Origin of the sequence: Streptomyces qinglanensis, from assembly GCF_900111245.1 — a bacterium.
Classification (GTDB): domain Bacteria; phylum Actinomycetota; class Actinomycetes; order Streptomycetales; family Streptomycetaceae; genus Streptomyces; species Streptomyces qinglanensis.
Window position 1 is genome coordinate 25,806 of sequence record NZ_FOGO01000021.1, and the last position, 22,265, is coordinate 48,070.

General features: G+C 72.7%; 20 protein-coding genes and 1 other RNA gene. 8 read left to right on the forward strand and 13 right to left on the reverse strand.

Going from position 1 to position 22,265, the window contains the following annotated elements; all coding sequences use genetic code 11:
* Nucleotides 1-19 precede the first annotated feature (19 nt).
* The 3 genes from BMX65_RS30270 to BMX65_RS30280 all read left to right on the forward strand — a co-directional run bounded on the left by BMX65_RS30270 (nucleotide 20) and on the right by BMX65_RS30280 (nucleotide 2,689).
* Nucleotides 20-1,495: an esterase/lipase family protein gene (locus tag BMX65_RS30270; RefSeq protein WP_239502274.1), complete on the forward strand. Its 1,476-nt coding sequence runs from the start codon at nucleotides 20-22 to the stop codon at nucleotides 1,493-1,495.
* A gap of 277 nt (nucleotides 1,496-1,772) precedes the next feature.
* The gene (locus tag BMX65_RS30275; protein ID WP_075003554.1) at nucleotides 1,773-2,144 is read left to right on the forward strand and encodes a DUF4267 domain-containing protein; all 372 of its coding nucleotides are present in this window, start codon (nucleotides 1,773-1,775) and stop codon (nucleotides 2,142-2,144) included.
* Nucleotides 2,145-2,194: 50 nt separating this feature from the next.
* The gene (locus BMX65_RS30280; RefSeq protein WP_075003555.1) at nucleotides 2,195-2,689 is read left to right on the forward strand and encodes a cupin domain-containing protein; all 495 of its coding nucleotides are present in this window, start codon (nucleotides 2,195-2,197) and stop codon (nucleotides 2,687-2,689) included.
* Nucleotides 2,690-2,789: 100 nt separating this feature from the next.
* Here BMX65_RS30280 and BMX65_RS30285 read toward each other — a convergent pair whose 3' ends face one another.
* Together BMX65_RS30285 and BMX65_RS30290 are read right to left on the reverse strand one after the other, a co-directional pair.
* A complete protein-coding gene (locus tag BMX65_RS30285) occupies nucleotides 2,790-3,356 on the reverse strand; it encodes a GNAT family N-acetyltransferase (RefSeq protein WP_075003556.1) in 567 nt (188 codons plus the stop codon).
* A 263-nt stretch (nucleotides 3,357-3,619) separates the two neighbouring features.
* Nucleotides 3,620-4,684, reverse strand: a complete 1,065-nt coding sequence (locus BMX65_RS30290) for an aldo/keto reductase (protein WP_075003557.1) — start codon at nucleotides 4,682-4,684, stop codon at nucleotides 3,620-3,622.
* 117 nt (nucleotides 4,685-4,801) lie between these two features.
* Here BMX65_RS30290 and BMX65_RS30295 point away from each other — a divergent pair, with 117 nt between their 5' ends.
* Together BMX65_RS30295 and BMX65_RS30300 are read left to right on the forward strand one after the other, a co-directional pair.
* The gene (locus BMX65_RS30295; protein WP_075003558.1) at nucleotides 4,802-5,635 is read left to right on the forward strand and encodes a helix-turn-helix transcriptional regulator; all 834 of its coding nucleotides are present in this window, start codon (nucleotides 4,802-4,804) and stop codon (nucleotides 5,633-5,635) included.
* A gap of 128 nt (nucleotides 5,636-5,763) precedes the next feature.
* Entirely contained in the window at nucleotides 5,764-6,309 is a 546-nt protein-coding gene (locus tag BMX65_RS30300) for a flavoprotein (RefSeq protein ID WP_075003559.1), read from the forward strand.
* Nucleotides 6,310-6,415: 106 nt separating this feature from the next.
* Here BMX65_RS30300 and putP read toward each other — a convergent pair whose 3' ends face one another.
* Both putP and BMX65_RS30310 read right to left on the reverse strand, forming a co-directional pair.
* Nucleotides 6,416-9,997, reverse strand: a complete 3,582-nt coding sequence (gene putP, locus BMX65_RS34210) for a sodium/proline symporter PutP (protein ID WP_075003560.1) — start codon at nucleotides 9,995-9,997, stop codon at nucleotides 6,416-6,418.
* Nucleotides 9,998-10,256: 259 nt separating this feature from the next.
* Nucleotides 10,257-10,910 carry a TetR/AcrR family transcriptional regulator gene (locus BMX65_RS30310; protein ID WP_075003561.1) on the reverse strand — a complete coding sequence of 218 codons (654 nt, stop codon included), beginning with the start codon at nucleotides 10,908-10,910 and terminating at the stop codon, nucleotides 10,257-10,259.
* Nucleotides 10,911-11,141: 231 nt separating this feature from the next.
* Here BMX65_RS30310 and BMX65_RS30315 point away from each other — a divergent pair, with 231 nt between their 5' ends.
* Nucleotides 11,142-11,897, forward strand: coding sequence for an SDR family NAD(P)-dependent oxidoreductase (locus tag BMX65_RS30315; RefSeq protein ID WP_075003562.1), 756 nt, complete (start codon nucleotides 11,142-11,144; stop codon nucleotides 11,895-11,897).
* Between the two features lie 84 nt (nucleotides 11,898-11,981).
* Here BMX65_RS30315 and BMX65_RS30320 read toward each other — a convergent pair whose 3' ends face one another.
* Nucleotides 11,982-12,950 (reverse strand): LysR family transcriptional regulator, encoded by a 969-nt coding sequence (locus tag BMX65_RS30320; RefSeq protein WP_075003563.1) that lies wholly within the window; start codon nucleotides 12,948-12,950, stop codon nucleotides 11,982-11,984.
* A gap of 103 nt (nucleotides 12,951-13,053) precedes the next feature.
* Here BMX65_RS30320 and BMX65_RS30325 point away from each other — a divergent pair, with 103 nt between their 5' ends.
* Nucleotides 13,054-14,448 (forward strand): MFS transporter, encoded by a 1,395-nt coding sequence (locus BMX65_RS30325; protein WP_107437625.1) that lies wholly within the window; start codon nucleotides 13,054-13,056, stop codon nucleotides 14,446-14,448.
* Here BMX65_RS30325 and BMX65_RS30330 read toward each other — a convergent pair.
* The 7 genes from BMX65_RS30330 to ftsE form a co-directional block, all read right to left on the reverse strand.
* Nucleotides 14,430-15,368 (reverse strand): oxygenase MpaB family protein, encoded by a 939-nt coding sequence (locus BMX65_RS30330; protein WP_075003564.1) that lies wholly within the window; start codon nucleotides 15,366-15,368, stop codon nucleotides 14,430-14,432. The genes BMX65_RS30325 and BMX65_RS30330 overlap by 19 nt on opposite strands.
* 76 nt (nucleotides 15,369-15,444) lie before the next feature.
* A complete protein-coding gene (locus tag BMX65_RS30335) occupies nucleotides 15,445-16,074 on the reverse strand; it encodes a GOLPH3/VPS74 family protein (RefSeq protein WP_075003565.1) in 630 nt (209 codons plus the stop codon).
* 387 nt (nucleotides 16,075-16,461) lie between these two features.
* Nucleotides 16,462-16,834: a transfer-messenger RNA gene (gene ssrA / locus BMX65_RS30340) on the reverse strand.
* Nucleotides 16,835-16,981: 147 nt separating this feature from the next.
* Nucleotides 16,982-17,503, reverse strand: a complete 522-nt coding sequence (smpB, locus tag BMX65_RS30345; protein ID WP_075003592.1) for an SsrA-binding protein SmpB — start codon at nucleotides 17,501-17,503, stop codon at nucleotides 16,982-16,984.
* 27 nt (nucleotides 17,504-17,530) lie between these two features.
* Complete coding sequence (locus BMX65_RS30350) at nucleotides 17,531-18,850, reverse strand: S41 family peptidase (protein ID WP_075003566.1); 1,320 nt, start codon at nucleotides 18,848-18,850, stop codon at nucleotides 17,531-17,533.
* Nucleotides 18,851-18,918: 68 nt separating this feature from the next.
* The gene (ftsX, locus tag BMX65_RS30355; protein WP_019354264.1) at nucleotides 18,919-19,833 is read right to left on the reverse strand and encodes a permease-like cell division protein FtsX; all 915 of its coding nucleotides are present in this window, start codon (nucleotides 19,831-19,833) and stop codon (nucleotides 18,919-18,921) included.
* A gap of 41 nt (nucleotides 19,834-19,874) precedes the next feature.
* Complete coding sequence (gene ftsE, locus BMX65_RS30360; RefSeq protein ID WP_075003567.1) at nucleotides 19,875-20,564, reverse strand: cell division ATP-binding protein FtsE; 690 nt, start codon at nucleotides 20,562-20,564, stop codon at nucleotides 19,875-19,877.
* 265 nt (nucleotides 20,565-20,829) lie between these two features.
* Here ftsE and BMX65_RS30365 point away from each other — a divergent pair, with 265 nt between their 5' ends.
* Nucleotides 20,830-21,024, forward strand: coding sequence for a hypothetical protein (locus tag BMX65_RS30365; protein WP_075003568.1), 195 nt, complete (start codon nucleotides 20,830-20,832; stop codon nucleotides 21,022-21,024).
* Between the two features lie 286 nt (nucleotides 21,025-21,310).
* Here the strand turns inward: BMX65_RS30365 and BMX65_RS30370 are convergent, their stop codons facing one another.
* Nucleotides 21,311-22,108, reverse strand: coding sequence for a hypothetical protein (locus tag BMX65_RS30370; RefSeq protein ID WP_075003569.1), 798 nt, complete (start codon nucleotides 22,106-22,108; stop codon nucleotides 21,311-21,313).
* Between the last annotated feature and the right edge of the window lie 157 nt (nucleotides 22,109-22,265).

Genomic DNA, 22,265 nt, shown 5'->3' on the forward strand with positions numbered 1-22,265 from the left:
GGTGCCTATCGTCGCAGGCATGACCTCTCGCGCGCAGTGGAACGCCGCCATGCCCCCCGTCCCCGCCCCCGCTCTCACCCACGACGCTCTTGTCGTCGTGCCCGGCATCATGGGCAGCGAACTGGTCGACTCGGCCGACGGCGACGTGCTGTGGGGACTGTCCCACCCGCGCTGGCTCGCCGAGGCGTGGCTGAGCAGGTCGGGGCTGGCTTCCCTCCACGTCACCGAGGCGGAGCGCGCGGGGGTGCGCGGGTCCGTGCGGGCGAGCCGGCTGCTGCGCTTTCCGACCTGGATCCCCTTCCTCGGCGGTGTCGAGCCCTACACCCGGCTGGTCGAGGACGCGAGAGCGGTCGCGGCCCATCCGCGGGCGCTGCGCACCTTCCCCTACGACTGGCGGCTGCCCGTGCAGACCAATGCGCGGCTGCTGGCGCGGGAGGCCCGCCGCCACCTGGAGGAGTGGCGTGCGCATCCGGCCCACGCGGAGGCCAGGCGGCAGGCGGTGGACGAGCGCGAGGCGCGGCTGGTCTTCGTCGCACACTCCATGGGCGGCCTGGTCACCTACGCCGCGCTCGCGCTCGGCGGCGACAGCGAACTCGCCGCCGACACCCGGGGCGTGCTGACGCTGGGCACCCCCTTCCAGGGGGCGGTCGACGCGGCGTGCATCCTCAACGGCGTCCAGGGCGCGCCGGTGCCTCTGCCGCACCGCAAGCTCGCCGCGCTGGCCGCGACCATGCCCGGCGTGCACGATCTGCTCCCCCGCCACCTGTGTCTGGAGGAGGGGGCCGAGGTCCGCCGCCTGACCTCCGCGGACGTCGCCGCGCTCGGCGGCGACAAGGACCTGGACGCGGACGCGGAGGCGTTCCGGCAGAAGCTGCTCGCCCAGCCACTGCCGCGCCACCGCCAGCTCGTGGGCATCCAGCAGCGCACCGCCGAGTCCATGACGCTGGTGGACGGCGTCGTCCGGCCGGCGGAGTACTCCTTCCGCACCCACACCGACGGCGAGCTGATCCGGGACCGCCACGGTGCACCCCGCCGCTACCCGGTGCGGGGGGACGGCACCGTCCACCGCGCCTCCGCTTCCCTGATCCCCTCGTCCGTGCCTCTCGCGCTCCAGCACGGCACGCTGGCCAGCGGGAAGGCGGCCCGGCTGGCGATCGTCGACTTCCTGCTGGAGGAGGACCCGCTGGGCCCCGACCAGGCGGACGGCGCGCTGGGCATCCAGGTGCCGGACTACGTCGTACCGGGCGCGGAGTGGCAGGTCGAGATCACCGGTACGGACGATCCGTCCGGGGTCGAGTGCACCCTGTCCGCGCTGGACGGCGACGGCTGGAGCCGGGACGGCAGCCCGTACGCGGACGGCGACGACCTGCTCCGCGTGGACCTGCGGGTGCCCCGGCCCGGTCTCTACCGGCTCACCGTGACGGCCCCCTACAGCCCCACCACCCTCACCCAGCTCGTCTTCGCGGGCCCCGACGGCGCGGCCGACGATCTGTGAGGCGGCGCCGGTCCGTCTCCGGGAGGGGAGCCCGGCAAGCCGCTGCGGAGCGGGCCGAGAGGATCCGTGAAGAGCATCTCCCGGATGCGGAGTCCGCCCTCGGAGTGTCCGAAATATCTCGATGTCCCCTGACTCCACCCGCATTCCCCAGGCGTCACCGAAAACTCCGGGGTTTTCAGATCATGTGGAACAAACGATTGATCATCCGGGTCCCGTGCTGCATCCTGAGCCACGTCCTTCTCACAGGACACCCTCGGCACACCTCAGGGAGAGAGACGTGCTCATACCGCTCGCATACGGCCTGGCCGTGGTGCTCGATCTCTTCGTCGTCTTCATCGGTCTGCGGTTCTTCTTCCAGCCGCAGGCCGCGGCTGCCGGGTACGGCGTCCCGGCGAAGCAGGACGGCGACCCCGCGTATCTGACTGTCAAGGGGCTGCGCGACCTCGTCTCGGGTCTTCTCGGGCTCGCACTGCTCGCGTTCTCGAACGCCGAAGCCGCGGCCTGGTTCATGCTGGTGATTTCGCTGACCCCGCTGGGGGACACGGTGATCGTCCTCCGCAACGGCGGCACGAAAGCCGCCGCCTTCGGCATCCACGCGGCCACGGCCGCGGTCGTCCTGCTCTCCGCCGTGCTTCTCTTCGCGGTCTGACCCTCTCCGCGGCAAGGCCGCCGCACCCTCAGCACCCAGAAAGCGAGCAGATGTCCCTCATACCACCGGACTTCGATCGGTCCCACGTCGTACGCGAGGCCGACGCCGAGGTCATCGGACAGGCCCCGACCACCATCCGGCTGCTGGCGGACAGCAGCGCCACCGGCGGCGCGCTGTCCACCCAACGGGTCACCCTCACCGAGGGCGCGAACGGCGCCGCTCCCCACCACCACGCCGACTCCGCCGAACTCTTCTACCTGCTGGAGGGCACGGCCCAGCTCCTCTCCGGCGACCAGATCGTCACGGCGGGCCGGGGCGACCTCGTCGTGGTCCCGCCGAACGTGCCGCACGCCTTCGCCGCGGCTCCCGGGGAGAGTGCGGACATCCTCATCGTGATCACTCCGGGGGTGGAGCGCTTCGAGTACTTCCGCCACCTCGAGCGCGTCGCCTACGGCAAGGTTCCGCCGGAGAGCCTGCTGGACGTGCAGGAGCTGTACGACACCTACTTCCAGCAGAGCGAGGTCTGGGACGCCACTCGCGGCTGACCGTCCGGACCAGGGTCTGTTCCCGGCGCCGGGTGAGGCGTGGTCGGGCCCGGTGGGCATGGCCAGGCTGCGAGGTCGCCGCGGTCGGCGGAGGTGGAGGTCAACACCGGCCGGGCGGGCCCGCAGCCGCCCGGCTCGCATCGTCCAGGTCGCGCCGGAACCAGGTGCCCGGCTGACCGCCGAAGCCGGCCGGATCGAGCGGGGCGGCCAGGTCTGCCGGGTCTGCCGGGTCTGCCGGATCGACGGGGACGAATCCGGCCTTGGCCAGCACCCGCTGGGACGCGACGTTCGCGCGGGAGGTACCGGCCCGCAGTGTGCGCAGCCCGTACCGTGTCGCGGCCAGCCGGCACAGCTCCCGGACCGTCGACGTCGCCACACCGCGTCCGGCGGCGTGCTGTGCGACCCGGTAGCCGAGTTCCGCAGCACCGTCCTCGATGTCGTACAGGTTGAACCGGCCCAGCACCGGGCCGTCCCCGGCGACGAGGACGTGGAAGACGCAGACACCGGCCTCCTGCTCGGCCAGCAGGGCGCCGAACCGGTCGGCGAACTGGTCGAAGTACGCGTCGCCGCGGTCGGTGACGGAGGCGGCGAAGTAGGCGCGGTTCGCCAGTTCGAAGGCCAGGACCGCCGGGGCGTGGTCGGCACGCAGCCGCTGCAGTTCGGGCACAGCGCGACTCTATCCAGCCGCAGGGCTGAGGCCACCCGGGTTTCCGCCGACGGGCACGGCCCCGGCCGACAGCAGTGGGACGCGGGTCACATGCGGCCGTGTCACAGGGGTTCGGGCCCTCTCGCCCCAGGGGGTGCAGCCACTGACGACCGTAGAGGAGCACACCATGCAAAGCATCGCCCGGAATCCGCTGGGACCGGCCCCGGGCCGCGCACACCGCACGCCCCGGGGCCGGTCCGTCGCCACCGCGAACCGCTCGGGTCTCAGCGGCGGGACTCGATCCTCAGGCCGCCCACGGTCACGTTGCGGATGTGGTCGCCGGCGAGCATGGCGTGCGGGAAGCCGAGGTCGATCGCGCCGGCGGCGTCGAGGCGGGCCAGTTGGTCGGCGGTGAAGTCGACCTCCAAGGCACCCAGGTTGTTCTCCAACTGCGCGGGAGTGCGGGCGCCGATGATCGGTGCTGTCACGGCCGGGTTCTGCAGGGTCCAGGCCAGCCCGACCTGGGCGGGTGAGCAGCCCAGTTCCCCGGCGACCTCCCGGACGACCTCGGCGACGGCGAAGTTGCGCTCGGTGAGCAGGCCCAGGGCCGCGTTGAAGCTCTTGCGGGTGCCGTCGCCGGGCCCGCTGTCCGCGGTCGTCACGTCGCCGCTGCGGTACTTTCCGGTGAGCACCCCGCCGGCCAGGGGCGAGTAGGGGACGACACCCAGGCCCATCTCGCGGGCCATGGGGATCAGATCGCGTTCCCCGGTGCGCTCGATCAGGTTGTACTCGATCTGCAGCGCGACCAGGGGCGACCACCCGCGCAGATCGGCGACGGCCTGCATGCGCGACACCTGCCAGGCCGGGGCGTTGGAGATCGCCACGTACAGGACCTTGCCCTGCCGGACCAGGTCGTCCAGGCCGCGCAGGATCTCCTCGACGGGTGTCGTGAAGTCCCACACGTGCAGGTAGAGCAGATCGATGTAGTCCGTACCGAGCTGCCGGAGGCTCGCTTCCACCGAGCCGAACAGGCTCTTGCGGTGGCTGCCGCCGGAGTTCGGGTCGCCGGGGCGGCGCAGCGTCGTGTACTTCGTCGCCAGCACCAGGCTCTCGCGCCGGTCCCGGGCGAATGCGCCGAGCAGCCGCTCGGAGCTGCCCTCGGTGTAGGTGGTGGCGGTGTCGATGAAGTTGCCGCCGCGCTCGACGTAGAGGTCGAAGAGCTTGCGGGCCTCGTCCGGCTCGGCGCCCCAGCCCCATTCGGTGCCGAAGGTCGCCGCGCCCAGCGCCAGCGGTGACACCCGCAGCCCGGAGCGTCCCAGCAGTCGGTAGGTGTCGAGAGTGAGCGGCATCGTGTCCTCCTGTGCTCGTGTTCCGCCGTCGAGGACAAGCCTGTGACCGCCGCTCGCCGGGGGTAAGGGAAGGCGGTTCCTGGGAAGGCCGGTCCTACCCTGGTTGTTGGAACGGGCATGAAGACGCCCACCGTGGACCCGACCCAGGAGCTGGCCGCATTCCTGCGGACCCGGCGCGAGCGCCTGGACCCGCACGACGTCGGCCTGCCGCCGCCTCGGCGGTCCCGGCGGACTCCGGGGCTGCGCCGCGAGGAGGTCGCCGAGCTGGCCGGGGTCAGCGTCGACTACGTCGTACGGCTGGAGCAGGCCCGCGGCTTGCGGCCCTCGGCGGCAGTGGCCGAGGCACTGGCCCGCGCGCTGCGGCTGGCCCCCGACGAACGCGCCTACCTCTTCGACCTGGCCCGGCAGCGGCCCCGCGGGACCGACCGGCCCGCCACGGCGGCGGCGCCACCGCTTGCCCGGCTGGTCGCCGACCTGGGGCCGCTGCCGGCCATGGTGATGAACCACCGCTTCGACATCCTGGCCTGGAACGAGGCCATGACGGGGCTGCTGCTGGACTTCGGCACCCTGCCGCCGCCCCGGCGCAACGCGATGTGGCTGTGCCTGATGCATCCGGAGATCCGGGAGTGCTACGTCGACCGGGAACGCGTCGTGCGGGAGGGGGTCGCGCACCTGCGCGCCGCGTGGGCCGCGCACCCGGACGATCAGGCGTTGAGCGACCTCATCACCGAGTTCCGCACCCGGGACGACGAATTCGCCCGCCTGTGGGGCGCACGGGACGTCAAGGTCAACGGCCGGGGCCGGAAGATGATGCGGCATCCCGACGTCGGCGCGCTCGCCGTGCACTTCGAGGTCCTCATGCCCCTTCAGGACACGGACCAGCGGGTGATGATCTGCCGGGCGGCGGACGAGGAGAGCCGGGCGGCGCTGGACCGGCTGGCCGCGCGATGACGTCCTTGCACCGGCGGAGGGGACATGAGGTTCCCGTCCTGCCGCCGGACCCGCCTCCTGCGCCCCAGGGGGCCCGCACCGACTGCGCGGGTTGCCAGTTCCCCTGCCCGGCGTATGGACTGCTCCCCGTGTCCACCGTTCTCCACCTCAGCGCAAGCGCCGCCGCCCCCGTCCAGCAGATCGGCTCCGCCATCCGATCGGCGCAGCGGCGGAGCTGGGACGTGCATCTGCTTCTCACGCCGGCCGCCGCCCGGTGGCTGGAGACGGAACTGCCCGGACTGGAGGAGCTGACCGGCCACCCGGTCCGGCACCGGTACGACGCACCCTGGCGGTCCGAGCCCCTGCCGTTGGCGGACGTCGTGCTCGTGGCGCCGCTGTCCGCGGCGGACGCCTGTGCCTGGGCGGCGGGTATCACGCCCGACCCGGCGCTGGCGGTACCGGCCGAGGCGTCCTACCGGAGCAGGCCGGTGCTGGCCATGCCGTACTGGCACTCCGAGACGGACCGACAGCGCTCGCTGCGGGACGCGTTGGAGCACCTTCGGTGGCGGGACGGAGTGAAGCTGCTGCGTGGCCGCAAGGGCTACCGGCCGCACCCGCCGGGCCAGGAGGATCCGGCGGCGTACCCGTGGGAGTCAGCACTGGCCGCGGCGGAGCGGGAGCTCAGGTTCTACTGATGGTTCCACTGGCCGGCTGGCGCGGGGCGGCGCGCCCAGCGCCCCGGGCCATGGCCCGGCCGACGAACAGAGTGGACGCAGCGTCGTACGAGGCGCGGCGCCGTTCCTACCCCTCCGCAGGGGCGGGGAGGGACTGTTCCGTCCAGATGATCTTGCCGGTCGCGGTGTGGCGGGTGCCCCAGCGTTGCGCCAGCTGGGCCACCAGCAGCAGGCCCCGGCCGCCCTCGTCGGTGGTGCGGGCGTGGCGCAGCCGGGGGGAGGTGCTGCTGGCGTCGGAGACCTCGCAGATCAGGCCGCGGTCCAGGATCAGGCGGAGGCAGACCGGGCCGGTGGCGTGGCGGATGGCGTTGGTGACCAGTTCGCTGACGATGAGTTCGGTGGTGAAGGTCAGTTCCTCCAGACCCCACTCCGTCAACTGTTCCCCGGCCTCGGCGCGGGCGCGCCCGACGGCGGCCGGGTCGCTGGGCAGGTCCCAGGAGACGACCCGGTCCGCGGGCAGTACCCGGGTCCGGGCCAGCAGCAGGGCCGCGTCGTCGACCGGCGGGCCGGTCAGCAGGGCGTCCAGGGCGTTGCGGCCGATGGTCTCCAGCGTGGGTCCGGGCACGGCGAGGGCCTCGCTCAGCCGGGCGAGCCCGACATCGAAGTCCCGGTCGTAGGTCTCGATGAGGCCGTCGGTGTAGAGGGCGAGGAGACTGCCCTCGGGCAGCTCCCGTTCGGCGGACTCGAAGGGGAGGTATCCGAGGCCGAGCGGCGGTCCGACGGGCAGTTCCACGATGTCGACGCCGCCGTCCGGGCCCACGATCACGGGTGGGAGGTGGCCGGCCCGGGCGAGAGTGCACTGCCTGCTGACCGGGTCGTACACGGCGAACAGGCAGGTGGCCCCCAGGAGCGCGGTGCCCGCGGTCTCGTCCTCGGCCGAGGACGGCTCCTCGCTGCTGTGCGCCCCCATGAGGCCGATGACCAGGTCGTCCAGGTGGGCGAGGAGTTCGTCCGGGGGGAGGTCCAGGTTGGCGAGGGTGCGCACTGCGGTCCGCAGCCGGCCCATGGTCGCCGCCGCGTTGATGCCGCGCCCGACCACGTCCCCGATGACCAGGGCGACCCGGGCACCGGAGAGCGGGATGACGTCGAACCAGTCACCGCCCACGCCGCTGGGGACGTCCGCCGGGAGGTACCACGAGGCCACCGTCAGCGCGTTCCCCGCCGTCAGTTCCTGCGGCAACAGGGACCGCTGCATGGAACGCGCCGCGGTGCGCTCGCGGGTGAAGCGCCGTGCGTTGTCGACGCACACTGCCGCGTGGGAGACGATTTCCTCGGCCAGCCGCACGTCGTCCGCCTCGAAAGGGTCCCGGTGGGCGGGCCGGGCGAACGTCGCCACGCCGAGGGTGACGCCGCGCGCCCGCACCGGGATCACCACCACCGAGCGGAAGCCGAACGCCCGGATGGAGGCGCCGAGGGACTCGTCCTCGGTGACCCAGGGGCTGGTGGCGGGGTCCAGCGTCCGGTCCACCAGGGTTCTGCTCTCCAGCAGGCAGCGGGTCACGGGCGAGGACGGGGCGCGCTGGACCACTTCGCCCACGGCGCGGGTCGCCTCCGGGCAGCCCTCGCGCACCGACTGCTGCCCCGCGCGGCGCAGCACGGGGGTCATGCCGACCGGTCCGGGGGCCGGTTCCTCGCCCTTCATGACCGAGTCCAGCACGTCGACGGCGACGAAGTCGGCGAGGGACGGCACGGCCTCGTCGGCCAGCTCCTGCGCTGTGCGGGTCACGTCCAGCGTGCTGCCGATGCGGGCTGCGGCCTCGTTCAGCAGGGCCAGTCGCTCCTGTGCCTGCCAGCGCTCGGTGACGTCGATGACCATGTACCAGATCCCCACGTGCCGGCCCTGGCGGTCCGTCATCACGAAGATGGAGGCGGAGAACGCGCGTTTGCGGTACGGGTCCGGGTAGTGCGGGCCGCGGAACTCGTGGTCCATGACCGGCTCCCCGGTCTCCAGGACCGAGCGCATCGTCGCCTCGAAGGTCTCCGCCTGCGGGCCGGGCAGCACTTCGCTGATCTGCCGCCCCAGCCGCTGTTCCAGCGGGACCAGGCGGTCCAGTGTCTCGTTGACCCAGACGTAGCGCAGGTCCGAGTCCAGAACGGCGATGCCGACCGGCGCGTGGCGGAGGAACGGACTGAGCATCAACTGGCTCATGCCGCCGCCGGGCATCCGCCAGAAGGCGCGCCTGGGCGGCCGGCCGACGAACCTGCCGAACAGCAGTGCGGCACAGGTGGCGACGAGCACGCCCGGGACCATCTCGTAGAGGCCCGACTCCAGCGGTCCGAGCAGGGGGTTGATCCGCTTCCAGAGGAGCACCGTGGCGGCACCCGACACGATCCCGGCCATGGCCCCCGCCCAGGTCATCCGCGGCCAGTACAGCGAGAGGAGGACGACGGGGCCGAAGGCGGCCCCGAAGCCCGCCCAGGCGTAGGCGACGATGCTCAGCAGCCCGTCGCCTCGGAGCGCGATCGCGAAGGCCGCCAGGATCACCACGCCGACCGCGCCGCGGCCGACCCGCACCAGCACCTTGTCCGAGGCGCGCCGGTTGAGGAACGCGCGGTAGAAGTCCTCCGTCAGGGCCACGGACGACACGAGGAGCTGGCTGTCCGCGGTCGACATCACGGCGGCCAGCACGGCGACCAGCATCACCCCGGCGACCCAGGGGTCGAGCAGCGTCCGGCTCAGCACGATGAACACCGTGTCCGGGGAGGAGAGCGGCCTGTCGAGTTCGGCGATGCCCACCAGGCCGACGAGCGTGGCGCCGCTGAGCACGAGGACGACCCAGCCCGTTCCGATGCGGCGGGCCGCCGGCACCGCGCGGATGCTGCGGATGCCCATGAAGCGGGCCAGGATGTGCGGCTGGCCGAAGTATCCGAGGCCCCAGGCGAGCAGCGAGACGATCGCGACGGCGCCGAGCCCTCCGCCCGCGGACCACTGGCCGTCCGCGTAGTGGACGTCGGACCCCATGTCGAGCAGGCCCACCTTCTTGTCGCCCAGGGTGGAGCCCAGTGCGCCGAACCCGCCGACCGCCGCGACGCCGACCGCCGGGAGCACGATCAGGGCGCAGAGCATCAGCAGGCCCTGCATCACATGGGTCAGGCTCACGGCGAGGAAGCCGCCGAGGCAGGAGTAGATGGCGATCACCAGGGCGGTCAGGGTCACCCCGAGTCCGAAGCGGATGTCGAAGACGTACTTGGACAGCAGCCCTCCGGCCACCAGACCGCTGGCGACGTAGACGGTGAAGAACACCAGGGTGACCGCGGCCGAGACCATCCGGAGCGTCCGGGTGCGGTCCTCGAACCGCTCCTCCAGGTACGCCGAGAGGCTGACCGCGTTCTCGGCGCGCTCGGTGTAGGTACGCAGCCGCGGCGCGACGAACAGCCAGTTGAGATAGGTGCCGACCGCCAGACCGGCCGCGATCCAGGCGGCGCCGAGACCGCCCGCGTAGACCGCGCCGGGCAGGGCGAGGAACAGCCAGCCGGACATGTCGCTGGCCCCGGCGGACAGCGCGGCGACGTAGGCGCTCAGTCTGCGGCCGCCGAGGGCGAAGTCGGCGAAGGTGCGGGTGCGGGTGTAGGCGCGGACCCCGATGGCGAGCACGGCGACGACGTAGACGAGGAACACGGTCACGATCGGCGCACTCAGGTGGAACACGTTGCCTCGCCTGCGAGGTTCATGAGCTCGGAGGCGGCCGTCGGCACGCCCGGCAGGTCACGCACTGGCGTCTCAATGTACCGAAAGGGGGGCCTTCGCCAGAGCTCGCGCGACACCTGCGTGTCGGCCCGGGAGCAGGGCGCGCAGCGGCCTGCTCGGCCGGTGTGACGGGGACGGCCGGTCCGACCGGGGGCGCGGGCCGGTGCGGAGACGGCTCCCTCCGGTGCGGGACGGCTCCGCCCGGACCGACGCGGCCCGGCTACGGAGTGCTTCCCCGGCCGGGGACCGGCTCGGTGGCGGGGGCCGTGCCGGTGGCCGTCAGGGTGTCCCAGCCGGCCATGGCCGCTTCCACGACGCCGAGCAGGTCCTGGCGGGGAACGCCGTCCCTGGCCTGGACCGAGAGGCCGAACAGGACGGTCGCGTAGAAGGCGGCCAGTGCGCGGGTGTCGGCCCCGTCCGGGAGATCGCCCTCGGCGACCCCGCGGTCCATCCGCTCCCGGATCCGGCCCTCCATCACGCGGCGGTCCTCGGCGAGCAGCGCCCGGACCCCGTCGTTCTCGGGGGTGCAGTTGGTGGCGGCGAGGACGACCATGCAACCGGCAGGCTTGCCGGCGGCGGTGTACGCACAGGCGTTGCCGCGCAGCGCCTGCCGGACTCCCTCGCGGGCCGTGGGCGCCTCGGACAGCGCCCGGCGGGTGCGGGCGCCCTCGGTGCGGCCGTAGAGCGCGACCGCCTCGCGGAAGAGGCCCTCCTTGGAGCCGAAGGCGGCGTAGAGGCTCGGCGGCCGGATGCCCATGGCCGCGGTGAGGTCGGCCATCGTGGTCGCCTCGTACCCGCGCTCCCAGAAGACGTGCATCGCCCGTTCGAGAGCGGCGTCCCGGTCGAAGGCGCGCGGCCGTCCGCGTGTGGCCATCCCGGCCTCCTTCCTGCCGTTGCGTGCCGTCCTGTGCCGCCGTGTGCCGTGGTGTGGCCGTGGTGTGCCGCCGTGCTGGGCCAACCGCCGGGCGCCGTGACGACGAACTTATTTAGCGCTCGATACCGAAAGGTCTTGACGACCGAGGATACTCGCTGCCTTAATTATGTATCACTCACTACAGAGAAGTGGGTGCGCGACTCCGCCCTCCGCATCGGAACGAGGACAGCCATGACGTCTGCAGCGACACTCCCCCTCAGCGGCAAAGCAGCACTGGTCACCGGCGGGAGCAGGGGCATCGGCGCGGCCGTCGCCCGGCGCCTCGCGGCGGACGGCGCGGACGTCGCACTGACCTACGTCGACGCGAAGGAACGGGCGGCCGAGGTCGCCGCAGACCTCCGCACCACCGGACGCCGGGCCCTCGCCGTCCGGGCCGACAGCGCGTCGGCGACCGACCCGGTGGCAGCCGTGCGCAGCACGGCGCAGGAGTTCGGCCGCCTCGACATCCTCGTCAACAACGCGGGCATCTTCCCGAACGGCCCGCTGGAGGACATCACGGTGGAGGAGATCGACCGCACGCTGGCGATCCATGTGCGCGCGGCGCTGCTCGCCGCCCAGGCCGCCGCCGCGCACATGACGGCCGGAGGGCGCGTCGTGACGATCGGCAGCAACCTGGCCGAGCGCGTTCCGCGGCCCGGCATCACGCTCTACGCCGCCTCCAAGTCCGCACTCGGCGGCCTGACCCGCGGGCTGGCCCGTGATCTGGGAGCCCGCGACATCACGGCCAACCTGATCCAGCCCGGCTCCACCGACACCGAGATGAACCCGGCCGACAGCTCCCAGGCCGACGCCCAGCGCGCCCTGACCGCGCTCGGCCGCTACGGCACCCCCGAAGGCATCGCCGCCATGGTGGCCCACCTGGCCGGTCCGGAAGCGGCAGGCATCACCGGCTCGGTGTTCACGGTGGACGCGGGCGCCAACGCCTGACCTGCCACGGGCAGTCGGCCCCGGCCGCCGGCCGGCGCGGGTGAGCCGGTCAGCGGTCAGCGGTCAGCGGTCAGCGGTCAGCGGTCAACAGTGAAGGGCCTCGTCCTGGACCGGGAGCCAGCCGTCCGGAGGACGCCGCAACCAGTCCTCGGCCGCTGCCGACCCGCGTGCGGCCTCCCGCAGCACGGTCAGGCCGGGGTGCCGCAGCCCGCGGCGCCACACCATGGACACCGGGGAGAGCGGCACCGGAGCGGTCAGCGGCCGCAGGACCATCCCCTCGACACCCACGAAGACCGACGTCGCCAGCACCGACCAGCCCTTCGCCCGCACCACCCGTGCGAACTCCCGCTCCCCCTCGATCTTCGGGAAGGGCGCGGCCAGTCGGATGCCCCGTTCCGCGAACAGGGCCCGCGCGTAGGAGGTCCACTCGGCGGTGCCGTCGTTCCCGGCACCGGCGTACAGCGTCTCGCCCGCCAGCTCCGCCAGCGGCACCTCGTCCAGCCCGGCGAGGCGGTGCCGTTCCGGCAGCAGCACGGCCGCCCGCTCGTAGCGCACCAGGGCGTGCTCCAGGCCGGTGAGGGTATCGGGCGGCAGCCCGGCGACACGGCCGAAGGCGACATCGAGCCGCCCGGCGAGGAGGTCGGCGGCGGCCGCGGTCAGCCCGCTGTAGTAGCGGGCGACGAACTCGACGGCCGGGGCCGCCTCGCGCGCCGCCTCCAGCACCCGCTGCCCGGTGGAGACCGGAGCCGCCACATCGACAGCCAGCGGCCGACCGCCCGGCGCACCGTCCCCCGCGAAGGCGGCCGCCAGTTCGTCGTGGGCGGCCAGGATCCGGCGCGCGTACGGGAGCAGCCGCTCCCCCTCCGCGGTGAGCTCCACCTGCCGGGTGCTGCGCACGAACAGCACGGCACCCAACTCGCGCTCCAGCGCGCGGATGTCCCGGCTGAGCGCCTGCTGGGCCACGAACAGCCGGGCCGCGGCGCGCGTGAAGTGCAGTTCCTCGGCAACGGCCACGAACGCCCGCAATCGGCGCGGGGAGAGGTCGTCGGACACCAGGAGACGGTAAGCGGGCGACTCGCGATCCACAACACAGGTGTGTGAAAGGGCCGCCAACAGGTGTTGGACCGCACCGGCCGCCCGCGGCAACGCTGGACGCATGCCCCTCCCCCGGATCTCCCGTCGGCCTCCCGCTCCGGCCCGGCCGCGGTACACCGTTCACGGCAGCACGCTGGTGATCGTGCACCCCCCAGCACCGTCCCACGGCCCGGCGCCCTGCGACGGCCCGGCTCTCTCCGACAGTCCGGCTCCCTCCGACAGCCCCGTACCGCGCCCGGCGGGCCCGTACGCACGGCTGTTCGCCCGCCCCGGCGCCGTCGGCTTCACCCTCGGCGGACTCCTCGCCCGGCTGCCCATGGGCATGTTCACCGTCAGTGCCGTGCTGATGATCGCGGACGCGCACGGTTCGTATGCACTCGCCGGGAGCGTCACCGCCACCGGCCTGGCGGCGACCGCGCTGGCCGGACCGCTCGTGGCACGTGCCGTCGACCGCCACGGACAGTCCCGGGCCGCCCTGCCCGCGACCCTGCTCGCGCTGCTCGGCTCGCTGGCGCTCGTGGTCTGCGTCCACACCCGGGCACCGGTCTGGACCCTGTTCGCCGCGTACGCCGCCACCGCCACCACCCCCAACACCGGCGGCATGGCCCGTGCCCGCTGGGCACATCTGCTGCGCCGCGACCCGGCCGCCCGGCACACCGCCAACTCGTTCGAACAGGCCGCCGACGAGCTGTGCTTCCTGCTCGGGCCGATCCTCGCCACCCTCCTGTGCACCGCGCTCTTCCCGGAGGCCGGCACCCTGGCCGGCTGCGGGCTGCTGCTCACCGGCACGCTGCTCTTCCTGGGGCGGCACTCGACCGAACCCCCGCCCGGCCGGACGCGGAACCGGGCCGGATCCGCACCGCTGCGGCAGCCCGGGACACCCGCGCTGCTGCTCGTCTTCGCCGCCACCGGGGCCGTGTTCGGCGCGCTGGAGGTGGTCACCCTCGCCTATGCGGACGGCCAGGGGCACCGGGCCGCGGGCGGTGCCGTCCTCGCCTGCCAGGCGGCCGGATCCGCCCTCGCCGGGCTCGCGTTCGGCCGCCTGCCGCCCGCCCGTTCCGACCGGCGGCGACTGGCCGGATGCACCGCCGCCATGGCCGCACTCACGGTCCTGCCGCTGCTCGCCGCGCTGACGGCCCCCCTCCCCGTAGTGGCCGGGGCGCTCCTGGTGGCGGGACTGGCGACGGCGCCGACGATGGTCACCGGTATGGCAGTTGTCCAGCGGCTCACGCCCGCCGGGCGGCTCAACGAAGGCATGACACTCGCCGTCACCGCGCTGCTCGGCGGGATCGCCGCCGGATCGGCTGCCGGGGGCCGGGCCGCGGAATCACTCGGCTCCGCCGGTTGGGCGTACGGCGTCCCCCCGGTGGCGGCGGCAGCGGCGGCAGCGCTCGCCACCCTGCTGGCCGTCTCCGCTCACCGCACCCGGGTGACCGCTCACACCGGGGGAACATAGTGCTGGGGCAGGTCGCGCTCCTGGGGCGGCGGCAGATTGCGGACCGGCGTCTCCACCGGCGGCACGCCGCGGGGCCTGCGGCCCTGTTCCCGCTCCCAGCCCGCGCGCGCCCGAGGGTGGTAGCGGCGCGAGGGCGGGACCAGCTTCCAGCCGTGGTGCACGAGCCGTCCGATCCTGCGCAGCCGCCGCTCGTCGCGGTCGGTCCACCGGTAGCCCAGCCGGCGGCGCACCACGGGCGGGAAGAACCCGACCGTGAACCACACCGTGGCGCGCGCCTGCGGGCCCCGCACCAGGCGCCACACCGTGTCCGGCAGCAGCCGCAGCGCGGGCGGTTTCGCGAGCATCCGCAGATCCAGCACGTCGCGGGTGGGCCGGTTGTCCTCCAGCACCTCCTCGGCCATCCGCGTCCAGTAGTCCTGGAACGCCTCCCAGTCGGGCGGTACGGGACGCATGCTCATGCCGTACAGCCGCCACCACTGCACATGCTCGTCGAACAACTGCCGCTTCTCCGCCTCCGTCAGGCCCGGACCGAGCCGGTCGGCGACCAGCAGCGTGAGGACGAAGAAAGTGGCGTGCGCCCAGTAGAAGGTGTCGGGGTCGAGGGCGTGGTACGGGCGGCCCGCGCCGTCGGTGCCCCGGACGGTGCGATGGTAGCCGCGGACCTGCCGCGCCGTCGCCGCCGCGCGCGGCCCGTCGTAGACCACGCCCCCGATGGGGTACAGCGAACGGAACAGCCGCTGCCAGCGCTCCTCGAAGAACCGGGAGTGCTCGGCCACCCCCGCGCCGAGCTGCGGGTGCATGTTCTGCATCGCCCCCGCCCACGGCGCCAGCAGCACCCCGCGCCAGTCCCCGAAGTACTTCCAGGTCAGCGACGAGGGGCCCAGGGGTTCCGGAGCCGGTTCCGTGCTGCGGACGACCATGCGGCACTCCTTCCGCGGGCCTGCTGCGCACCGGGGCAGGGCTCTGCGCCCAGAGTAGGTGCCGCGGGCGACGGAATCAGCCCCCCGCGGCCCCCGCATTGTTGGCCGCGGCCCGCGCGTCCATCGCCTTCTTCAGCGCGGGCCCGGCCACGCCCGCCCGCGCGGTCAGCTCCTTGAGGCGGCGGCGGTTCTGGTGCCGCACCCGCCAGCCCAGCTCCGGGCAGAGCCGGGCCAGCGCCGCGAAAGAGGCCAGCGCCGCCCGCGACGGCTCGATCCGCGCCGCCGGCTCGCTGCCGGTCAGCGTCGCGACGGCCTCCGCACGCAACGCTCCCGGCACACTCCGGTCACGCACCGTGATCCGCTTGCGGCGCAGCGCCCTGTTCTCCACCCGGATCACCCCGGCGTCGGCCAGCCGCTCCTCCACGGCGAGGCAGGTCTGGCGGCGTTCGCGCTGCACCCAGGTGTGCCAGCGGCGGGCGCGGGGATGCTCGGCGATGACGCGGAGTGCGCCGTCGAGCACGGGGTCACCCGTGCGGTGCCCGCCCACGGCGCGGACCTTGCCCCTGTCGTCCTCGATGCAGCCCCGCGCCTCCAGCTCCGCGAGGGTGCCGGCCCGTATCGCGTACCCGAGCTGGTCGCCCCACTTGAGCTGCTCCTTCTCCACCTCGCACGCGAGCAGGAAGAGCCGCGCGGGCAAGCTGTCCATGACCCCGACCCGTTGCATCCCCCCATCACAGCACGCTGCCGGAGGAGAGGAAAGAGCAGGTCAGGGCCGTAAGGAAAGACCGAACACGGGTAATCGGACCGACATGGCCCCCGCGCCCGGCGGGGCACCCCCACGCCGCGAAAAAAGGGGGCCGCGGGTGGCGAAGCCCCCGCACCCGCGGCGACAGCCGCGCAGAAACGACGAAGGCGAGGCGGCCCACGCATTCCGTGGGCACACCCCGCCCCCACACCCCGCAGAGCACCCCCCACGCCGCGAAAAAAAGGGGGCCGCGGGTGGCGAAGCCCCCGCACCCGCGGCGACAGCCGCGCAGAAACGACGAAGGCGAGGCGGCCCACGCTTTCCGTGGGCACACCTCGCCTTTCGCCTTCGTGGAGATGGCGGGAATCGAACCCGCGTCCAACGAAGTGGAAACAGGGCTTCTCCGAGCGCAGTCCGCTGCGATTTTCTCGGCCCCGGAGATCACGCGGACAAGTCTCCGACGGGCCCAGTCACTGTTCGATGTCCCGGTAGGTCCCGTGACCGGACCTACGCGGTGAGTTCCCTTAGCTGATGCCAGGAACCGGGGCGGGAACTACCCCGGGCTGACACTTCGCAGGTCGCTGCTCAGGCAGCGAGGGCGAAGGAATCGCGCTTGGTGTTGGCGATTATTTTTTTGCGGCACATGGTTAACGAGATCATTGCCGCGTTCCTCGGCTCGCTTCCCCTGCTTCGACGTTCGCTGTCGAAACCGATCATCCCCGTGTTGAGTTGACAATCTGCACAGCCGCCCTCGCGGGCGGTGCCGTCATGCTGCTGCCATGATACGTGACCCGGCCGCGCCGATGCCAACCATTTCGGCGCCACCTGGCCGGGGCCGCGATCCCGGCCCCGGCCCGGGGCTCGGCCCTCAGACGGTCGCGCGCTGGCGGCGACGGACCGCCGAGACGGCGCGCTCCGTCTCGCGGCGGTCCTGCTTCTCACGCAGTGTCTGCCGCTTGTCGTACTCCTTCTTGCCCTTGGCCAGGGCGATCTCCACCTTGGCCCGGCCCCGGTAGAAGTAGAGCTGCAGGGGGACCAGGGTGTAGCCGGTCTCCTGGAGCTTGCCGGTGAGCTTGTCGATCTCGGCCCGGTGGAGCAGCAGCTTCCGCTTGCGCCGGGCGGCATGGTTGGTCCACGTGCCCTGCGCGTACTCGGGGATGTGCACGTTGTGCAGCCAGACCTCGCCGCCGTCGATCTGGGCGAAGCCGTCGACGAGCGAGGCACGGCCCTGCCGCAGCGACTTGACCTCGGTGCCCGTCAGGGCGATGCCGCACTCGTACGTGTCCAGCACGAGGTAGTCATGACGCGCCTTCTTGTTCTGCGCGATGAGCTTCCGGGCGTCCTTGTCGTCCTTGCCCTGGGCCTTGGCCTTGGTCCGTGTCGTCTTCATCTTCGCCATAGCCGGTCCATTCTCCCACTACGACCGGGCCTCGAGGCCACTCAATACTGTCCTGGCCCGCTCCATGGACTCGCTCCTGCTGCGCACGGAGAGGTCGGGCGCGATGCCGCGCCCCTCCACGTCGCGACCCGACGGAGTCGTGTAGTGACCGACCGTCAGCTCGGCGACGGAGCCGTCGGACTGGGGCCGGGGCATCTGCACCGACCCCTTGCCGAAGGTGCGCGAGCCGACCACGACGGCGCGGCCCCGGTCCTGCAGCGCACCGGTGAGCATCTCGGCCGCACTCATCGTCCCGCCGTCGACCAGGACGACCAGCGGGCGCCGCTCGACGTCACCGGGATGCTCCGCGTCGTCCTCGGCGTACAGCGCGTGCTCGGTCCCGTCGTCGTCGTAGGTGGCGACGAGACCGCCGTCGAGGAAGGCCCCGGCCGCCGTGACCGCCTCGTCGACCAGGCCACCGGAGTTGCCCCGCAGGTCCAGCAGGACGGGCCCGGTCTCCGTCACCCGGTCGCGGACCGCCTTGCGCACCTGTTCGCCCGAGCCCCGGGTGAAGGAGCGGATCGCGACCCGGGTGACGCCGCCGCCGATCCGGTCCACCCGCACCGACTCGGTCGTCAGCCGCTCCCGCTGCAGCGTGCGGTGCAGGTCGCGGCCCGCGCGGGTGAGGTGGAGCCGGACGCGGGTACCGGGGTCGGCCGCGTCGGCGGGGGAATCCGGGTCGGAGCCGCGCAGCAGCGCCACCACGGCGGTGACCGGCTCGCCCGTCACGCGCCGGCCGGCCACCGAATGCAGCCGGTCGCCCGCCCGGATCCCGGCACGGTCGGCGGGGCTGCCGGGCTGCACCCGCTCCACCCGTACGGCGGTACCGTGCCCGGTCCGGCGCCCGGCCGCGCGGTCGGTGGCGCTCTCCCCGTCCGCGGCGCCGCTCCCGGTGCCGTCGGTGCGCGAGGCACCGGCCCGGGTCTGCCGCACGGAGATGCCGACCCCCACGTAGGAGCCGTCGAGGGCCTGCCGCAGCCCCTCGTACTCGCGGGCCGAGTAGGCGGCGGACCAGCGGTCGCCGCTGCGGCTGACCACGGCGTCGGCCGCGTCGCCTCCGGCCCGCTCGCGGGCGCCGCGGGAGCCCGCCGACTCCCTCTTGGCGTCGGCCGGGCCGCCGAGTGCGCTGCGACCCGCGCCGTGCGCGGTGCTGCCGGGAGCGGCCGACCCGAAGGCGGCCAGCTCCCCGCCGAACGCTCCGGTGGCGGCTCCGGTCGCCAGCACACCGGCGAAGACCATCGTCAGGGCCCCGCGCCGCGGCCGGCGCGGGCGCGTGTCGAGGAACCACGAGCCTGGCATGGTCCGGAGTGTAGGCCAGTGCGGGGCGCCTCACGGGGGGTTGGGCGCACGGCACCCCGCGGCCTGCGTCACACCTTCAGGTACTTGCGCAACGTGAAGAAGGCTGCCACGGCAGGCATCAGCAGCCCCACCGCGAGGATCAGCGGCATCACCGCGACCACCGCGTCCCAGCCGATGAACTCGATCAGGGTGATCCTCTGCTGCAGCCAGTTGTTGATCAGGAGGTACTTGCCCAGGACGAGCAGCACACAGGCGAACCCGGCGCCGATCAGCCCCGCGATGGCGGCCTCCAGGATGAACGGCATCTGGATGTAGAAACTGGACGCGCCCACCAGCCGCATGATCCCGGTCTCCCGGCGCCTGCTGAACGCCGACACCCGCACGGTGTTGACGATCAGCAGCAGCGCGACCACCAGCATCAGCGACATCACGCACAGGGCCGCGATGTTCATACCGTTGAGGAGGTTGAAGAGCGGCTCCAGCGTCTTGCGCTGGTCCTGTACCTCCTGGACTCCCTGTCTGCCGGAGAAGGCGGTCTGCAGCACCTGGTACTTGGTCGGGTCCTTGAGTTTGACCCGGTAGGACTCCTGCATCTGGTCCGGCGTCAGCGAGGCGGCCAGCGGCGAGTCCTTGAACTGCTTCTTGTACAGCTTGTACGCCTGGTCGGCGGACTCGTGGTAGACCTTCTCGACGACGTCGAGCTTCTTCAGGTCAGCCTTGATCTCGCTCTTCTGCTGCCGGGTGACCGCACCCTTGGCGCAGTTGGGGTCGTCCGAGGAGGCGTCGTTCTTGTTGCACAGGTAGATCGAGACCTGGACCTTGTCGAACCAGTACCCCTTCATCGTGCTCACCTGCTCCTGGGCGAGCAGCGAGCCGCCCGCGAGTGCGAGCGACAGGGCGACCGAGACGATCACCGCGAAGGTCATCGTGAGATTGCGGCGGAGACCGACGCCGATCTCCGACAGGACGAACTGGGCGCGCATGGCGTCCTTTCCTCAGTGCTGGTGCCGGTGCCTCAGTCGCCTCAGTGCTGGTATCCGTAGACACCGCGCGACTGGTCGCGCACGAGGCGGCCCGTCTCGAGTTCGATGACGCGCTTGCGCATCTGGTCGACGATCTGCTGATCGTGGGTGGCCATCACCACGGTGGTGCCCGTGCGGTTGATCCGGTCCAGCAGCTTCATGATGCCGACGGAGGTCTGCGGGTCCAGGTTGCCGGTCGGCTCGTCGGCGATCAGCAGCATCGGGCGGTTGGCGAAGGCCCGCGCGATGGCGACCCGCTGCTGCTCACCGCCGGACAGCTCGCCGGGCATCCGCTCCTCCTTGCCGCCCAGGCCGACGAGATCGAGGACCTCGGGGACCGTCTTGCGGATCTGGCCGCGCGACTTGCCGATGACCTCCAGCGCGAAGGCCACGTTCTCCCCGACGGTCTTGTTGCCCAGCAGCCGGAAGTCCTGGAAGACCGTGCCGAGCTGCCGCCGCATGTGCGGCACCTTCCAGTTGGACAGCCGCGCCAGGTCCTTGCCGAGCACATGCACCTGGCCGGAGCTGGCCCGCTCCTCGCGCAGGAGCAGCCGCAGGAAGGTGGACTTGCCGGAACCGGAGGAGCCCACCAGGAACACGAACTCGCCGCGCTCGACCTCCAGCGACACATCGCGGAGCGCCGGGCGGTTCTGCTTGGGATAGGACTTGGAGACGCTGTCGAATCGGATCACGGATACACCACGTCGACCTGGGTAGGGACAACGGAAACCGCGGTGCGGCCTCCTGGGACGCCCTCCGGCGTCAGCCGGGAGCGGTGTGGGCGACCATACGCGAAGCGTGGCGTGCCGCGCACGCGGCACCCGAGCCCACCTTCCGCGCCCGCGCCCCACCTGCCTGTTTCTGCGTGGAGCCGCCTCACCTGGCAGAGTGGAATCGAGCACCCCTGGGGAACGAATCACTCACGGGTGTCGTTGGCGCGACTGAGGAGGAGTTCGCATGACATGCGATCGACTGGTGTGTGCCAACTGCGCGGGGCCCGTGAACGAGGGCCGCTGTGCCGTGTGCCGCGCCCACCGGGAACGGCTGCACCGGGAGGCCCCGCTGGCGCATCTGTCCCCGGCGGCGCTGATCGCCCTGCTGGCGGCACTGATAGCAGTAGCACTTGTGGCACAGCGCGTAGCCACGGCGTGACGTTGCGGACGCGCGCCGTGCGCAAGCGCCGTCCCGCCGGGTGACTGACTCGCGAGACATCGAGGAGCGTCCGTCGGCGGGTCGGCGCCGCAGTGCGGTACGCCTCGGCTCCGGGCGGGCGGTCCGCGGGAGCGCGGAAAGGCCGGCCTGCCGGGCCCCCGGGGGATTGCAGAAGCCCCGGAACCGGGGAAGCTCCCCGGAAACACGCTCCGGAAAGCCCAAACGCGCCGGGTTGCGGTGGTCCTGAGACCTCCGCGCCCCGGCGCGCTGGTGCGAGCCTGACTCCTTACGCGGCAGTGCGCCGCGAGGCGAGCCGCGGCATCAGGCGGAACCCGACGCCACCGGCGATCATCGTCGCCGCGCCCACCAGCAGGAAGGTCGTCTCACCCGAACCGGTCTCGGCCAGCTCGTCCTTCGGCGCCTCCGGCTTGCTGTCCTGGACCGGCTGGCTGCCCGCGCTGTCCGGGTTGGTGCCGACCTCGCACTTCACCTGGTCACCGTCGAGGTCGCAGGTGTCGTCGCCGCCACCGCCGGAACCGCCGGTGGTCGCCGGCTGCTCGCCGCCGCCGTTGCCGCCGCTACCGCCGTTGCCGTTGCCACCGTTGTTGGCGTGGCCGCCGTCGTTGCCGCCGGCGTTGCCGTTGCCACCGGCGTTGCCGTTGCCACCGTCGTTGCCATTGCCACCGGCGTTGCCGTTGGCGTTGCCGCCGTCATTGCCGTTGCCGCCGTCGGCGACACCGCCGTCGTTGCCACCGGCGTTGCCGTTGCCACCGTCGTTGCCACCGGCGTTGCCGTTGCCACCGTCGTTGCCGCCGATGACGGTGCCACCGATGCCGCCGTCGTCACCGCCGATGCCGCCGTCGCCGCCGCCGATGCCGTTGTCGCCGCCGCTGTCGCCGCCGCTGTCACCGCCGCCGTCGCTGTCGCCACCGCCGAAAATGCCGCCGAGGATGCCGCCGGAGTCACCGTTGTCCGACACATCGGCGGCCTGCGCGGCACCTGCGGCGGTCAGCGAGGCGCCCGCGGCGAACACGGCCGCTGCGGCGATCCGCGCGACCCGCAGCCGCGTCTTCGATTTGCTCATGTTCCAACTACCCCCAGTAGCTGTACTCGTGGATGGGGCCGCTGCGCGTGGAGCGCGATCCGCACCGGGTTTGCCGTCGAGGCGATGTCGAGGCGATGTCGTACCCCCACCCGGACTGCCGCCGTATTCACCGGGGCTCTCTCGCCCCGTCCGTGCG